15 protein-coding genes and 1 tRNA gene are annotated in these 14,007 nt (G+C 71.5%); 9 read left to right on the top strand and 7 right to left on the bottom strand.

The genetic code is table 11. From position 1 onward, the window contains the following. Positions 1-79 precede the first annotated feature (79 nt). Positions 80-916, bottom strand: coding sequence for a M15 family metallopeptidase (locus F5972_RS13450; protein WP_150933783.1), 837 nt, complete (start codon positions 914-916; stop codon positions 80-82). Positions 917-1,215: 299 nt separating this feature from the next. Here F5972_RS13450 and F5972_RS13455 point away from each other — a divergent pair, with 299 nt between their 5' ends. The 4 genes from F5972_RS13455 (at position 1,216) to F5972_RS38095 (ending at position 4,610) form a co-directional block, all read left to right on the top strand. Continuing rightward, complete coding sequence (locus tag F5972_RS13455) at positions 1,216-2,046, top strand: prolipoprotein diacylglyceryl transferase (RefSeq protein ID WP_225311437.1); 831 nt, start codon at positions 1,216-1,218, stop codon at positions 2,044-2,046. 287 nt (positions 2,047-2,333) lie between these two features. Further along, positions 2,334-2,636 (top strand): hypothetical protein, encoded by a 303-nt coding sequence (locus tag F5972_RS13460; RefSeq protein ID WP_150933785.1) that lies wholly within the window; start codon positions 2,334-2,336, stop codon positions 2,634-2,636. A 2-nt stretch (positions 2,637-2,638) separates the two neighbouring features. After that, complete coding sequence (locus tag F5972_RS13465) at positions 2,639-4,201, top strand: radical SAM protein (RefSeq protein WP_225311438.1); 1,563 nt, start codon at positions 2,639-2,641, stop codon at positions 4,199-4,201. 22 nt (positions 4,202-4,223) lie between these two features. Then, positions 4,224-4,610 carry a hypothetical protein gene (locus F5972_RS38095; RefSeq protein WP_225311439.1) on the top strand — a complete coding sequence of 129 codons (387 nt, stop codon included), beginning with the start codon at positions 4,224-4,226 and terminating at the stop codon, positions 4,608-4,610. 10 nt (positions 4,611-4,620) lie between these two features. Here F5972_RS38095 and F5972_RS13475 read toward each other — a convergent pair whose 3' ends face one another. Further along, a complete protein-coding gene (locus F5972_RS13475; RefSeq protein ID WP_150933787.1) occupies positions 4,621-5,286 on the bottom strand; it encodes a helix-turn-helix domain-containing protein in 666 nt (221 codons plus the stop codon). Positions 5,287-5,379: 93 nt separating this feature from the next. Here F5972_RS13475 and F5972_RS13480 point away from each other — a divergent pair, with 93 nt between their 5' ends. Together F5972_RS13480 and F5972_RS13485 are read left to right on the top strand one after the other, a co-directional pair. Next, positions 5,380-6,255 carry an aldo/keto reductase gene (locus F5972_RS13480; protein ID WP_150933788.1) on the top strand — a complete coding sequence of 292 codons (876 nt, stop codon included), beginning with the start codon at positions 5,380-5,382 and terminating at the stop codon, positions 6,253-6,255. 405 nt (positions 6,256-6,660) lie between these two features. Further along, positions 6,661-7,842: an ATP-binding protein gene (locus F5972_RS13485; RefSeq protein WP_117408895.1), complete on the top strand. Its 1,182-nt coding sequence runs from the start codon at positions 6,661-6,663 to the stop codon at positions 7,840-7,842. Positions 7,843-7,945: 103 nt separating this feature from the next. Here the strand turns inward: F5972_RS13485 and F5972_RS13490 are convergent, their stop codons facing one another. Continuing rightward, complete coding sequence (locus tag F5972_RS13490) at positions 7,946-8,803, bottom strand: MauE/DoxX family redox-associated membrane protein (protein ID WP_150933789.1); 858 nt, start codon at positions 8,801-8,803, stop codon at positions 7,946-7,948. Positions 8,804-8,807: 4 nt separating this feature from the next. Then, a complete protein-coding gene (locus F5972_RS13495; protein WP_225311440.1) occupies positions 8,808-9,758 on the bottom strand; it encodes a hypothetical protein in 951 nt (316 codons plus the stop codon). Between the two features lie 275 nt (positions 9,759-10,033). On the opposite strand from F5972_RS13495, the gene F5972_RS13500 reads away from it, so the two are divergent. Then, the gene (locus tag F5972_RS13500) at positions 10,034-10,534 is read left to right on the top strand and encodes a SigE family RNA polymerase sigma factor (protein ID WP_150933790.1); all 501 of its coding nucleotides are present in this window, start codon (positions 10,034-10,036) and stop codon (positions 10,532-10,534) included. 32 nt (positions 10,535-10,566) lie between these two features. Here the strand turns inward: F5972_RS13500 and F5972_RS38100 are convergent, their stop codons facing one another. Then, positions 10,567-11,568: a thermonuclease family protein gene (locus F5972_RS38100; RefSeq protein WP_150933791.1), complete on the bottom strand. Its 1,002-nt coding sequence runs from the start codon at positions 11,566-11,568 to the stop codon at positions 10,567-10,569. 136 nt (positions 11,569-11,704) lie between these two features. Then, on the bottom strand, positions 11,705-12,202 hold the full coding sequence (locus F5972_RS13510) for a MarR family winged helix-turn-helix transcriptional regulator (RefSeq protein WP_150933792.1): 498 nt from the start codon (positions 12,200-12,202) through the stop codon (positions 11,705-11,707). A 97-nt stretch (positions 12,203-12,299) separates the two neighbouring features. On the opposite strand from F5972_RS13510, the gene F5972_RS13515 reads away from it, so the two are divergent. Both F5972_RS13515 and F5972_RS13520 read left to right on the top strand, forming a co-directional pair. Continuing rightward, positions 12,300-12,863 carry a YceI family protein gene (locus F5972_RS13515; protein ID WP_150933793.1) on the top strand — a complete coding sequence of 188 codons (564 nt, stop codon included), beginning with the start codon at positions 12,300-12,302 and terminating at the stop codon, positions 12,861-12,863. Between the two features lie 311 nt (positions 12,864-13,174). After that, positions 13,175-13,264, top strand: a tRNA-Ser gene (locus tag F5972_RS13520). An 88-nt stretch (positions 13,265-13,352) separates the two neighbouring features. Here F5972_RS13520 and F5972_RS13525 read toward each other — a convergent pair. After that, positions 13,353-13,694 (bottom strand): tyrosine-type recombinase/integrase, encoded by a 342-nt coding sequence (locus F5972_RS13525; RefSeq protein WP_150933794.1) that lies wholly within the window; start codon positions 13,692-13,694, stop codon positions 13,353-13,355. Positions 13,695-14,007: the final 313 nt, after the last annotated feature.

Below are 14,007 nucleotides of genomic sequence, written 5' to 3' on the forward strand. Positions count from 1 at the left end.
CGGCCGGAGAAGCGGGCGTTGTCCTCCACCCCTCGCTCCGCCACCCACCCCAGCTCATCCCCGTCGATCGTCGGTGCCGTCAGCGGCCGTTGACGGAGAAGTGCTGGTAGTCCCGGGCGCCCGACCAGGTGCCGCCCCAGCCCCAGCCGATGCTCGCGAAGGCGCGCACCACGCGGTCACCCCTGTTGATCACACCGGGCTTCTTCAGCGGTCTGTCCACGAACGCGTCCGCGTTGCGGTGCGCGTTGCTCCCGTCCGCCTCCACGTACGGGTTCTCGCGCGGGTTCAGGTCCACCGCCAGCCCGTACGCGTGGTTGGACCAACTGCCCGATCCCGTGGCGTTGCGGCAGTTGAAGGCCGAGGTGTTGTCCACCTCGATGGAGTCGAAGTCGCTGCCCTTGTAGACGTCGACGGGCTCCATCCGCCGGATGGGATAACGCATGTCGTACAGCTTCCCGAAGACCGACGCGACGTCCTCGGCCACCGATTTGTTGACGACGAGCGTGCCGGTGTGCGCCTTGTCGTCGAAGCCCCAGTAGGTCATCGTGATCTTCCGCAGGCCGCTCGGCGCCACCGGGCAGCCGGGCCGCCATGAGTGCCGCAACTCGTCCCGGGAGACCTTCTCGATTTTCGAGGAGAAGGCGGGCGGGCCGCTCGGGCTCGGTGTGCCGCCGTCCTCCGGAGCGGACGGGGTCGGAGTGGCCGAGGGCGTCGCGGACACGGGGTCGGTGGACACGGGCGTGGCGGCCACCGGGGAGAGGGACGCCGCCGGTGACGTGACGGCGGCGGGCATCGACGTCCGGGCGGGTGCGGAGGCGGCGCCTCCGGCCTCGGGGCCTGCCGCGCCGCCACAGCCGGTCACGCCCACCAGCGTCGCTATCATCACCGCTGACCTGCGGTTCTTTAAGAAGCCCATAGGCGCAGAGTACCCGCGTCCGCAGGATGCGCCGACGGCTGTACACAACCTGTGGATAACCAGCCCCAGAACACGCACCCGCCTTCCCGGCCCGGCTCGGAAACCGTGGATCAGAAACGTCGGAAGCCCGCCGCTAGTGAGGTGTCCACGAACTTGGCAGGGTCGGTCACTGCGCCGGAAGGAAGCTCCGGTCCTCGCGAAGCCCGCTTCGCTGGGCCTTCGCTGCGGTCCTCGCTCCCTTCCGCTCCGCTCCCTCCACCCCGATGAACGTTGGCGGACAGCGCACTAGGGTGGCGTCCGTGATCGAGGAACTGCGCTTCGGCGGGGTGAGCGTGCCGGCCCACGCTTTCTTCGTGGGTCTCGGCGTGGTCCTCGCCAGTGTGGTGTTCGTCCTGGAGGCACGACGCAGGGGAGCGCTCCGGGAGGAGTCGCTGGTGGCGGTCACCGGCGCGCTCGTCGGCGGAGCGGTGGGCATGCGGCTCTCCGGCTGGGCCGAGCACCTCGACCCCGCGCTGAACCCCGGGATCGTCGAGGCGTGGATGTTCGGCGCCCGGAGCATCCTCGGCGGGCTGACCGGCGCGTACGTCGGCGTGCTGGTGGCGAAACGGCTGATCGGCTACCGGGAGCGGACCGGCGATCTCTTCGCCCCCGCCGTCGCGATCGGCATGGCCGTCGGCCGCCTCGGCTGCTTCCTCACCGAGGCCCCCGGCCGCCCCACCACTCTGCCCTGGGGCGTCCACGCGCCCGCGACCGTCCCCGAATGCCCCGGATGCCTGGCCGGGCAGGCCATGCACCCCTCGTTCCTCTACGAGGTCGTCTTCCAGCTCGCCGCCTTCGGCGCGCTGATGTGGGCACGCGGCCGTGTCGACCGGCCGGGCGAGCTGTTCACCCTCTATCTGGGCGCGTACGCCGTGTTCCGGTTCCTGGTCGAGTTCACCAGGGCGAACGAGACGGTCTGGCTCGACCTGACCCGCCCGCAGTGGTTCCTGATGCCGGGCCTGGCGCTGCTCGCCGTCCGGCTGACGTATGGCTATCGCAAGGGGTTCTACGACAGGCTGCTCCCAGGGCGGGGTGAGCGGCCGCTCTTAACAGGAGTACGGCTTTCGCCCGCCGGCGAGGAGGACAGATGAGCACACCCCCCGAGCCGCCCGAGCGGCCCCAGGACCCCAGTCCTGGCGACCCACCCCCACCCCCACCCCCGAACCAACCCCCGCCCCCCAACCAGCCACCACCGCCGAATCAGCCCCCACCCCCCAACCAGCCTCCACCGCCCGGCCAGGCGCAGGGTGGCGCGCCTGGTCCTGGAGGGCCATATGGCCTGGGCGGTGGTTCCGGTCCCGGTGGGCCGTACGGTCCGGGCGGCGGGGCGCCCTACGCGTGGCCGCCACCGCCGGCGCGGCAGGAGAACACCACCGGTGTGGTCGTCGCGCTGACGTTCGCGGGGGTCGTGCTCGAAGTGATCGTCAACGCGGTCCTCGCCGTCGCCACCCTGGCCGCCGCCGACGGCCTCGGCTCTCACAAGGAGCTGGCGGTCGTGGGCGGGGCCGTGATCCTGGCCGCGATCGTCTTCGGCGGCGGGACGCTGTTGATCCGCCACCGGCAGCCGTGGTCACGGGGGCTCGGTCTCGGCCTGATGATCGGGTGGGCGCTCGTGACGATCCTCAGCGCCGGTTTCTGCACCGGCGTCAACACCTCGCTCTACACGAACGGCGGACTGTGACCATGGGGATGCCGCTGCGCGGAGACCGGATCCTCCGCTACGTCAACGCGTTCTGCCCCCTCTGTCACGAGGAGCGGCCGGACCGCCCGCTGGCGGAGGTGCCGCGGCTGTCCGGCTGGCTCGCCGCCCGTGACGGCCGTGTCTACCTGGAGCGCGGCTGCCGGGCACACGGCATGGTCAGGACCCTGTACGACGAGGACCCGGAGATCCTCGCCTACCTTGAGGAGTGGACCGCTCCCACCAAGGCCCACCTGCCCGACGTCGCGGGCAACTTCGACCCGATCCCGGAGGCGTACCTGCGGGGTCTGCCGGAGATGCAGACGCAGCACACGTGCATCCTCCTGGAGGACGTTGCGGAGGCGTGCAACCTGCGCTGCCCGACCTGCTTCACCGAGTCCTCGCCCGACCTGCGGGGAGTCGTCCCGGTCCGGGAGATACTCGCCAACGTCGACCAGCGGCTGTCCCGGGAGAACGGCCGGATCGACGTGCTCATGCTCAGCGGCGGCGAGCCGACGCTGCACCCCGATCTGCCCGAGTTGCTCGCCGAACTGGTGGCGCGGCCCGTCACCCGCATCCTCGTCAACACGAACGGCCTCCTGGTGGCCAGGGACGACGCCCTGCTCGACCTGCTCACCGAGCACCGCGAGCGCGTCGAGGTCTACCTGCAGTACGACGGCGTGTCCGCCGAGGCGTCCCGGCACCACCGGGGCGGTGACCTGCGGCGGCAGAAGGCGGAGGCGCTGCGCCGGCTGTCGGAGCGGGAGATCTTCACGACCCTGGTGATGACGGTCGCGCTCGGCGTCAACGACGGCGAGATCGGCGACGTGGTGCGCCTGGCCCTCGACACGCCCTACGTCGGCGGCGTGTCGATCCAGCCGCAGTTCGGCTCGGGACGGTCCGGCGTGATCGATCCCATGGACCGGCTCACCCACACCGGCGTGCTGAAGCGCCTCGGCCCCCAGACCGACGGCCTGGTCACCTGGCGCGACCTCACGGCGCTGCCCTGCTCGCATCCGCACTGCTGCTCGGTCGGCTACATGGTCAGGGACGACGCCGACCGGTGGCGCTCGCTCACGGCCCTGATCGGCCACGAGCACCTCAAGGAGAACCTCGGCCTGGTCTCGAACCGGATCGTCGATTCGGAGATCCCCCGCCAGCTTCGCATGGCCGTGCAGGAGTCGCTGCTCGGCCTGTTGTCGGAGCAGTCGTCGCTGTCCCACCCCGAGATCGGGAAGCTCTGGCGCGACATCTGCGAGAACTGCGACCTCGGGCTGACGACCCTGCTGACGCTCGCGTCGTCGGTGCTGCCCGGCAGGCAACGGCGCCTGCGCAAGCTGCTCGGCGAACGGGTCGTCCGGATCACGATCAAGCCCTTCATGGACATGTCCACCATGCTGGAGGAACGCCTGACCCAGTGCTGCGTACACGTCGGCACCCGCTCCGACCAGGACCAGTGCGCGCCGTTCTGCGCGGTCCAGGCCTGGCCGGCGCTCGCACGCCAGCGCCTGTCGGCGGTCGCCTCCGCCGACCCCGGCGTACGGCTGCCGCTCGTGGAGATCACGTGAGCCGCCGCGCCGCGGGGCCGGCGTGAACCCCGGCGCCGGGCCGCAGGCGGGCGACCGGCCGGACGACCACCCCACCGGCGTCGCCTACGAGCAGGCCCTCGCCGCCCACGGCCGTACGCCCGGCCAGGCTCCGGGGGACGGCCAGGCTCCGGCGGACGGGCCGGGGCAGCCGTACGATCCGCTGAAGCTGTGCGTCTACGCCACGGTGGCGCTGCTCGCCTGGCTGTTCGGAGCGTGGGCGGTGCTGGCCTTCGCCGTCCTGGGCGTCGCCGGATACTGGCGGGCCCGCCGCGCGGGGCTCACGAAGAGCAAGTGCTATCTCCGCGACACCCGGCTCGTCCTCGCCTACCTGGGGCTGATCGCCCTGGCCGCCGCCGCGGCGCTCGTGCTCCCGCACCTGCCCCGCTGAGCGCGCACGTCTATCCGGTGAGCCCGAGCTCGCCCGCGCGGAGCCCGGCCTGGAAGCGCGAGCCGGCGTCCAGCGCCTCCATGAGCTCGGCGACCCGCCTGCGGTACGTACGCACCGACAGGCCGAGGTGCCGCGCCGCGGTCTCGTCGGTGTGCCCCGCGCCGAGCGCGCGCAGGACGGCCCGGCTGTCCTCGTCGAGGTGCGGCACGTCGCCGCGCAGGTAGGCGGTCAGCTCGGTGGCCGCGTCCCAGGCGGCCGTGAAGAGGGCGTACACGCCGCTCACCAGGGTGGGCGAGGTGGTGACGGTGTACTCGCGGGGGCCGGGTTGGTCCCGTCCCGCGAGGATCATCACGCGCCGGTCGATGACGATCGTCTCGTGCGGCAGCGGGGTGGAGCTGATCCGCACCTCGATTCCCCTGGCCACGGCCTCGCGCAGGTGCGTCCGCGAGGCCTCGTCGACGAGGGCGACAGGGGTGTAGAGCTTCCTGACGGCCAGGCCGGAGGCGCCGGGGCCGGGCATCTGCCCGATCATGGAGTGCCGCGCCCCGGGCTGCGACCAGGTGGCGAGGTCGCGGGCCGCGCACACGAACTCGTGCCGTACGCCGGTGAACAGATGACCGGCCCGGGCCACGAGCTCCGCGTCGCCGCGGACGGTGATGACCTGTTCGGCTGTCATTCGCCCATTATGACCCTCTATGAGCTTGGCCGGAGGCTGGCAGCTTGCTGCCACCGCGTTGGCCGCCGCCCCCGGCCGCGCGAGGCTGACGGCATGACGACTGACACGAACGCCGCGCTCGGCGGCGAGTTCCTCCTCGGCGGCGACCTGCCCGTTCACCGGCTCGGCTTCGGGGCCATGCGGCTGCCCGTCGGCACCTTCGACGGCGCCGTCCGCGACCCCGAGACGGGCGTCGCCGTGCTCCGCCGCGCCGTCGAACTCGGCGTGGACCACATCGACACGGCATGGTTCTACCGGCGCGGGGGCGTCGCCGCCAACGACCTGATCCGCCGGGCGCTCGCGCCGTACGCGGACGGCCTGGTGATCGCGACCAAGGTAGGCCCGCTGCTCGACGACACCGGGATGCCGACCGGCGAGGCCGGTCCGGGCGGGCTGCGCGGGCTGGTGGAGGACAACCTGCGCACCCTCGGCGTGGAACGGCTCGACCTCGTGTACCTGCGGGTCGGCGGCATGGGCGCCCCGGGCGGCGCCTCGATCTCCGACCGGTTCGCGGCCCTGGCCGAGCTGCGCGAGGAGGGGCTGATCCGGCACCTCGGCGTCAGCAACGTCGACGCCGCCCAGCTCGACGAGGCCCTGGCCATCGCGCCGGTGGCCGCCGTGCAGAACAGCTTCCACGTGCAGGACCGGGGCGACGCCGAGCTGCTGGCCCGCTGCGAGAAGGACGGCATCGCCTTCGTGCCCTTCTTCCCGCTCGGCGGCGGGTGGCGGCCCATCGACCAGACGCGTCTGGCGGCGGTCATGGAGCGCCACGGCGCCACCGCCGCGCAGATCGCGCTCGCGTGGCTGCTGGCGACCTCGCCCGCGCTGCTCGCGATCCCCGGTACGGGGGTCCTCGATCACCTGGAGGAGAACATGGGGGCGGGACGGATCCGCCTGACGCCGGAGGACCTCGCCGCCCTCGAAGACTGAGAGCCCGCACGGCTGGAGCCGCCGAGCTGACTGGAGCTGCCGGACGACGGTGTTTGGCGGAGCTTTTTCGCCGAACGCTCGCGCACATGTTCGATGAGGCGCTACAGTCTTGGGCATCGGATCGAACACGGGTTCGGTCGAGTCCCGGCAGGTGAGGAGTGTGCGATGGCTGTGCCGACGGTGTCCGCCGTCCCCGCTCCCACTCCCGCTTCCGGCCTCGCCGGCCCGGCGGTGTTCGATCGCGGCGTACCGTCCCCGGCTCCGCCCGTCGTCGTCCCGGTCGTGCCGGCCCAGGCTCCGCCCGCCGCCGTGCGGTGCGTGCCGGGGCCGCGCCGGGCGACACGCCGTAGCGCTTTCTACGGAAATCTACGACGGCCGCTATATCCCGTCATAAAGTCCGAGAGCGTGGACCCCGTGCGCAACCCCTACGCCCCCGGTGCCGGACAGCGCCCCCCGGAGCTCGCCGGACGCGATCGCGAGCTCCAGCAGTTCGAGGTCGTGCTGGAACGGGTGGCCCGGGGCCGCCCGGAGCGGAGCATGGTCCTCACCGGTCTGCGCGGCGTGGGCAAGACGGTCCTGCTCAACACCTTCAAGTCCATGGCCATGCAGCGGCTGTGGGGCACCGGGAAGATCGAGGCCAGGCCCGACCAGTCGATCCGCCGCCCGGTGGCCGCCGCGATGCACATGGCCATCAGGGAGCTCGCACCCCGGCATCGTGCCCCCGAGCGCATCGAGGAGTTCCTCGGCGTGCTCAAGGCGTTCGCCATGCGCGATCCCGCCGCCGCGAAGGGCACGTCCCACTGGTCGCCCGGCATCGACGTTCCGGCCGCCCGCGGCCGGGCCGACTCCGGTGACCTGGAGATCGACCTGACCGAGCTGTTCGTCGACGCGGCGGGCGTGGCGACCGACCTCGGCGTCGGCATCGCGCTGTTCATCGACGAGATGCAGGACGTGCAGGCGCCGGACGTCTCGGCCCTCTGCGCGGCCTGCCACGAGCTGTCGCAGAGCGGCGGCCCGCTGATCGTCGTCGGCGCCGGCCTGCCGCACCTGCCGAGCGTGCTGTCGGCGAGCAAGAGCTACTCCGAGCGGCTGTTCCGGTACGCCCGCATCGACCGGCTCGACCGCGACGCCGCCGACCTGGCGCTGATCGTCCCGGCCGGCCGCGAGGACGTGGAGTTCACGCCCGACGCGCTCGACGCGTTGTACGAGGCGGCCGACGGCTACCCCTACTTCGTCCAGGCCTACGGGAAGGTCGCCTGGGACCTCGCGCCCCGCAGCCCGATCACCGCCGAGGACATCAAGGTGTCCGCGCCTGAGGCGGAGGAGGAGCTCGCCGTCGGCTTCTTCGGCAGCCGCTACGAACGGGCCACCCCGGCGGAGCGCGACTACATGCACGCGATGGCCCAGCTCGGCGACGACCCGGTGCCGACGGCCGAGGTGGCCGAGGCGCTCGGCCGCAAGCCGTCGAGCCTGTCCCCGGCCCGCGACAGCCTGATCAAGAAGGGCCTGATCTACAGCGCCGAGCGCGGCGTGATCGGGTTCACCGTCCCCCATTTCGGGAGGTTCCTGCGTGCCCAGCCGGTCTGAGCGGCACGCCATCGACCTCTCTACGGCTTTCTAGAGGGGAAGCTAGAGAGCCGTAGAGAGCTGAAGTGAAGTCCTCGATGCGGGAATCTACGCCTGTATAGCGTCAGGCCGATACAGGGGTAGATTCCCGCAGAGAGGCGTCCGTACGGTCGCCGGTGGTGGCCGCGACGCGGCCGTCCGCCCCGACCACGGCGACGCGTACGGCGGGACGGAGTCCGCTCAGATACACGGCGAAGACCACCTCGGCGCCCTCCTGGGCGGGAAACACGAAGAAGCGCCAGCACAGCTCGCGCCACATGTCGGACGGCTCGCCCGTCAGCAGCGCCCCCGCGTGCGCCCGCCACGCCGCACTGGCGCGCAGCCGGGACAGCGCCCGCCCCGGCGGCAGCGCCCGCTGCTCGCACGGCGCCCGGTGCCGTACGCGGGCGACGACCTCGTCGACCTCCGGTGAGAGAGCGAGCAGCAGCAGGACGAGGCCGCCGGCGACCCAGGCCGCCGTCCCCCGTGGCAGGACGGCTGGCTCCGTGAGCCCGGCCGAGGTGTTCCCGGTGTTCCCCACCGCGACGAGGACCGCCATCGCCGTCAGCGCGGCAGCCCGTCCGATCGACCGCAGCCCGACCGGCACCGCGCTGACCTCCCCGAAACAGCCGCATCCGACGTCGGGCCGCCGCCTGCGCAGGTCCCAGAGGACATATGTCGCGATCGCGAAGAACACCACCGGCGACCAGCGCGTGACGGGGTGGTCCACGACCAGCGATCCGCCCGCCAGGGCGAACTCGGTCAGCGCGCAGGCGATCATCGCGGGCCTGGCGAAGCGCTCCGGCGCGAGCGCGACCGGGCCCAGCCGGGCCAGCGCGCCCGGCGACGCCTCACGACCGGCCGTGGCCAGCTTGGCGACGCCGCCCAGCGTCAGCGTCAGGGCGAGGACCGGCAACGCGGCCGTCGCGATGATCGTAAGCACCGGGTCACCCCAATCCGACGCGGGCGTTGAAGCAGCCCTTGGTCAAGTCTCCCCCGAGCGCGACGTAGGACGACGCCGACAGTTCGACGATCCTCCCGCGTGGGGAGGTGCCGCATTCCAGGCAGCGGTCGCAGAACCGCCCGGCGAGGCATCCGCACGCCACGATCGGCAGCGTGTCGGCCCGCCCGTCGCACACGTTCCGCACGCGCAGCAGCGAGCCCAGCGCGAGGTACGGCAGGCCCGCGCAGGAGACGCCCGCGTCGTCGCAACCGGTGTCCCCAGATTCCAGCATGGGATAGGCCGCGCCGTCCTCCGGAAGGTCCGCCCACACGGCCGTGCCCGCGACGCTCGCCTGGACCCCTCCGTACGCCGGGGGAGCCGGGGGCGACGCCGAGGCGTGGTACGGCGGCTGCGAGGTGGCGGGGAGATGCGCCAGCGGTGTGCCCTGGTCGAGCAGGCCGATGGCGTCGAACAGATACCCGGGCTCCAGCTTCGGGTGCCGCACGCGGATGCGCCCGGAGGAGCGGTAGGGGACGACGATGGAGCGTTCCCGGCGATGGGGGCCGCAGTCGAGATCCACGGTGAGGTCCCGGGTTCCGCGGACGTCGCGGATGACGCCGGTGATCCGCGTGACGTCGGCCCAGACGCGTTCGGCCACCGTGCCCGAGCGCAGCGCCCTGATGACCACCCGCGACCCGATGGGCACGTCGGCGGGCGCGACCGCGCCGCCGCGCCAGGCGGTCGCCCACGGCGCGATCACCAGGCGCCGCTGCCGGCCGTCGCCGGCCTCCACGATGATCAGATGTGGGCTGACGTCGATCACCTCGCCGTCGACCACGTCGTACGGCGCCTCCTCCTCCGGCGACCGCGGCGCGGGACCGGGATCGCGCCCGAGCGCCGCCGCGGCCAGCATGCGCCGTCGCGCTCCGGCCCGGTGCGGTAATGACCCTTCCACGTCCTCCAGCCTCACATGCCGGGGTGGGATCGAGGGGCGGTTTTCCGGGCGATGGTGGCGTCCGGGATCAATATTCCTCCTCCCGGTGCAAGGGGCTGCCACCCGCCGTGGGCAAACCATCGCCCGGGCGGGATTACGGTCCGTCCGGCCGGTCGCTACCGGCTTGTCCGGTGTTTACGCAGGCCAGGGCGAAACCTGAATTCCGGTTCAGTCGGATCCGATGGCGTGGCTGCGATTCTGGCACGAGATGCCTCTCTGGCCCAGGTTGGTGATCACTGATCGTGAACCACGAGGAGTTCCACACGTACGTCCAGTCCCGCGGGGCGGCGCTGCTCCGGGTGGCCAACCAGCTGACCGGCAACCCCAGCGACGCCGAGGATCTGCTGCAGACCGCCCTCGCCCGCACGTACCTCGCCTGGGACCGCATCCGCGACCGGTCGTCGCTCGACGGCTACGTGCGGCGGGCGATGGTCAACATCAACATCTCCTGGTGGCGGCGGCGCAAGTTGGAGGAGTACCCCTCCGAGGCCCTTCCCGACGTACCGGCGCAGCAGGATGCGCGGCACCGGTACGACGAGCTGGAGCAGGCGCTCGACCGGCTCCCCACCCGGCAGCGTACGGCGATCGTGCTGCGTTACTACGAGGACATGACCGAGCCCGAGATCGCCAGGACACTGGGGATCAGCGTGGGCACGGTCAAGAGCACGGTCTCGCGGGGAATGGCGAAGCTGCGCGGCGATCTGGTCGTCCCCGATCCCCGGGAACGGGTGAACTGACCGCCGCGCGGCTCACCGTCACGTCTCGCTTCTCAGGTTTCGCAGACCACGCCGTCGCCGTCACGGTCGTCGTACCAGTCGTACTCGACGTCGATGCCCCGGACGTACGGCCCGTAGCCGGCCTCGTTGGCCTGCTCGCAGGTGTCGAATCGGGGATCCGTCGATCCGTCGTCACCCGTCGCCGTGGGAGTGGGGGTCGGCGTGGCACTCGGCGTCGGGGTGGGCGTGGGGGTGGTCGTGCCGCCGGTCAGCCCGTCGGGGTCGGGGCTGGCGGACGCGCCGGGCGCGGGGGAGGCGCCGTCGGCGGGCTCCACCGCGATGTCTCCCGACGATCCGGGCGGGACCTGGATCGAGCCGCGCTTGTCGTAGGTGTCGGCCGCCCAGCAGGGGCCCGACCACATGCCCCGGCCCTCGGCCTGGGCGCGCATCTGCTCGGCGAACTGCCAGTCGGTGTAGCTGTGGTCGGGCAGGTAGGGCACGGCCTGGGCGAACCCGCTCCGGACCATGTCACCGTTGACGTACAGGCCCTTGGGCGACCACGTGTAGACGAGGATGCGGTCGTTCTCGGTCACCTGCTCGGCGGCCCGCACGTAGGCCGGCTTGCCGGCGGGAAGCAGCGCCTTGAGCCGCGCGACCGCGCCTTCGTACCAGCAGTCGCCCTTCTCCGGCGCGTCCGCCTCCAGGAGACCGATCCGTACGGTACGGCCGCTGGAGGTCACCACGTCGAGGGCGTCGCCGTCCACGATCTTCTTCACCGTCACCTCGACGGCGTCCTTCGGCACGGTCTTCGGCCGGGGGGTCTTCGTGGCCTTCGCGGTCGTGCTCGGGGTGGCGCTGGGGCTCGGCGTCGCGCTCGCGCTCGGGCTGGGGGTCGCGCTCGGAGTGGGGCTCGGACTCGGCGTCGCGCTCGGACTGGGGCTCGGACTCGGGGTGGGACTCGGGCTCGCGGCGGCGAAGGCGCTGGTGGACGCGGCCGCGGGAACCGCGAGGACCGCGGTGGCGAGGACGGCGAGTGCGTGTGAGGGGAAACGCACGAGTGCTCCATTGGCTGGGGTACGGGGGACACGTCGGCTTCGTGGAGCCGTTTCCTGGATTACGGAGTCCACCAGAAAACGATCGTATGCGCCAGTCCGTCCGGTCAGTTCCCTCGAATCACGATCCCTGTTCGAGTCAGCCCGTCCTGGTCCGCGACGGCCTCCCGGCTCCGTCCGCTCCCGCGGTCGCGCAGGGCCGTACGACGTCGCGGATCACCCGCAGGGTCCCCACGAAGTCGGCGAGTTGCTCGTCGGTCAGCAGACCGGTGAACCAGGTCTCGATGTCCTTGATGTGCTCGGGGAGCACGGTCCGCAACCGGTCCGCCCCCGCCTCGCTCAGCACCGCGTACGACGCGCGGCGGTCGCTCGCGCACGCGTGCCTCTCGACGAGTCCCTCACGCTCCAGGCGGTCGACGACGCGGGTGATCCCGCTGGTGGACAGCGAGGTCTGGGCCGCGAGGTCGCTCATCCGCAGCCGCCGCTCGGGCGAGCGGGCCAGCCGGATCAGGGTCTCGAAGTCGACCTCGGACAACCCGGCGGCGACCAGGGTGGGGGTGGTCTTGGCGGCCACCCCGGTGAAGACCTCCGCGAACAGGCCCATCGCCGTGAGCCGCGGGTCGTCGAATGGATCCATGGTCCGAGTCTACGTCAGGATAGTTGACGCGAGGAATATCCTCCGGTAGAAAATTGCTCAGTAAGACATCCGCACCGCAACGATCTGGGGAGCAGCCATGAGCATCCGTGAGTGGGAGGGCCTGAAGGTCCCGACGGCGGGCGAGTTCACGCTCGACAAGGCGCACACGCGCGTCGGCTTCGTCGTCAAGCACATGATGGTCAGCAAGGTCCGCGGGCACTTCGCCGACTTCGACGGCAAGATCGTCATCGCCGAGAACCCGCTTGAGTCCACCGTCGAGGTCGCCATCAAGACCGGCACGATCGAGACCGGCGCGGCCGACCGTGACGGGCACCTGCGCAGCGACGACTTCCTGGGCGCCGACAAGTTCCCCGAGATCACCTTCCGCAGCAAGCGCGTGACCGGCCTGTCCGGCAACGAGTTCACGCTCGTCGGCGACCTGACCGTGCGTGACGTCACCAAGGAAGTCGAGCTCAAGGTCGAGTTCAACGGCGCCGCCAACAACCCGTGGGGCCAGGAGATCTTCGGCTACTCCGCCGAGACCGAGATCGACCGCGAGGACTACGGCCTGACCTGGAACCAGGCGCTGGAGACCGGCGGCGTCCTCGTGGGCAAGAAGGTCAAGATCGAGATCGAGGGCGAGGCTGTCCGTCAGGCCTGAGCCTGTGGACCGCACCGACCGAAATCCACACCTTGTGCACAGCCGTCATCCACAGCCTGTGGACGACGGCTGTGCCCTTGTATAAGGCCAGCTCACCCGGCGGCCACGAACATCCTGGCGTACGTCCCGGCGAGAGCCGGCGTACCGCCCGCCGACGCGCACATCGGCGCGGTTGCCCGCTTGAAGCGGGCCGATTCGATGCCGTGTTGCGGCCCTGGAGCGGGTGGTCGAGACAACACCACACCTCACCCGGCAATCCGCTTTGCCGCGTTGCGCGATCGCCGGTACGCTGTGCTGAGCACGCGCTACCAGGAGGCTTCGCCTAGTCAGGTCTATGGCGCCGCACTGCTAATGCGGTTTGGGTCTTAAGCCCATCCGGGGTTCAAATCCCCGAGCCTCCGCAGTTCAAAGCCCCTCTCGTCCTCACCGACGAGAGGGGCTTTTTGATCTCCACAGTGCCTCAAGTTGCAGTTCCGGTTGCAGTTGCCCTCAGTCCTCACCCCACAGGGCCACCCCCATGCGCTCGCTGGCGTCCTTCACCTGAGGACTGGCGATGTGGGTGTAACGCTCCGTGGTCGTCACCCGCGCGTGGCCGAGGATCTCCTGTACGACCCGGATGTGGACGCCCTGCTCGACGAGGAGAGTCCCCGCGGTGTGGCGGGCGTCGTGGAGGCGGGCTTCCCTGACCCCGGCCTGGCGCAGGAACGCTTTCCACATCTTGTAGCCCTCGCTGCGCTCCATCGGCCGGCCCCGCCTCGTCGGGAAGAGCAGGTCGTGATCCTCCCAGAGCTCGCCAGCTGTGTCGCAGCGGGGGCAGACGGTGGGCGTCAAGGTATGGAAGAAGGCCCGTGCGAGCGCTGCTCCCTCGCCTGGTGTGACCGCGACGTGCTCGGCGCCGCCCCGGAGGTCGCCGCACGGGCGATCCGGGCGGCCGCCGTGCCGTGAGCGCGGAACGCGTCAGGCCCACCGGCTACTTCCCGGGGTGTATCCGCGCCGGCGCCTACGCCGCCGGGGACGGCAGCGGGAAGAGACGCCGGGAGGACGATGCCCGGCAGGCGCCGGAACGGCGATCATCGGGCATCTGCCTTTCTCCGGGACACGGGTGCGAGCGCTGACCCGTGCCCGGGCCCTCGATCCGCACGGG

Origin of the sequence: Microbispora cellulosiformans, assembly GCF_008728085.1 — a bacterium.
Lineage (GTDB): Bacteria > Actinomycetota > Actinomycetes > Streptosporangiales > Streptosporangiaceae > Microbispora > Microbispora amethystogenes.

Bases quoted from the DNA above. Each gene is read 5' to 3' on its own strand.
- F5972_RS13450 (WP_150933783.1), bottom strand. From the start codon at position 916: ATGGGCTTCTTAAAGAACCGCAGGTCAGCGGTGATGATAGCGACGCTG.
- F5972_RS13465 (WP_225311438.1), top strand. From the start codon at position 2,639: ATGGGGATGCCGCTGCGCGGAGACCGGATCCTCCGCTACGTCAACGCG.
- F5972_RS13475 (WP_150933787.1), bottom strand. From the start codon at position 5,286: ATGACAGCCGAACAGGTCATCACCGTCCGCGGCGACGCGGAGCTCGTG.
- F5972_RS13480 (WP_150933788.1), top strand. From the start codon at position 5,380: ATGACGACTGACACGAACGCCGCGCTCGGCGGCGAGTTCCTCCTCGGC.
- F5972_RS13510 (WP_150933792.1), bottom strand. From the start codon at position 12,202: ATGGATCCATTCGACGACCCGCGGCTCACGGCGATGGGCCTGTTCGCG.
- F5972_RS13515 (WP_150933793.1), top strand. From the start codon at position 12,300: ATGAGCATCCGTGAGTGGGAGGGCCTGAAGGTCCCGACGGCGGGCGAG.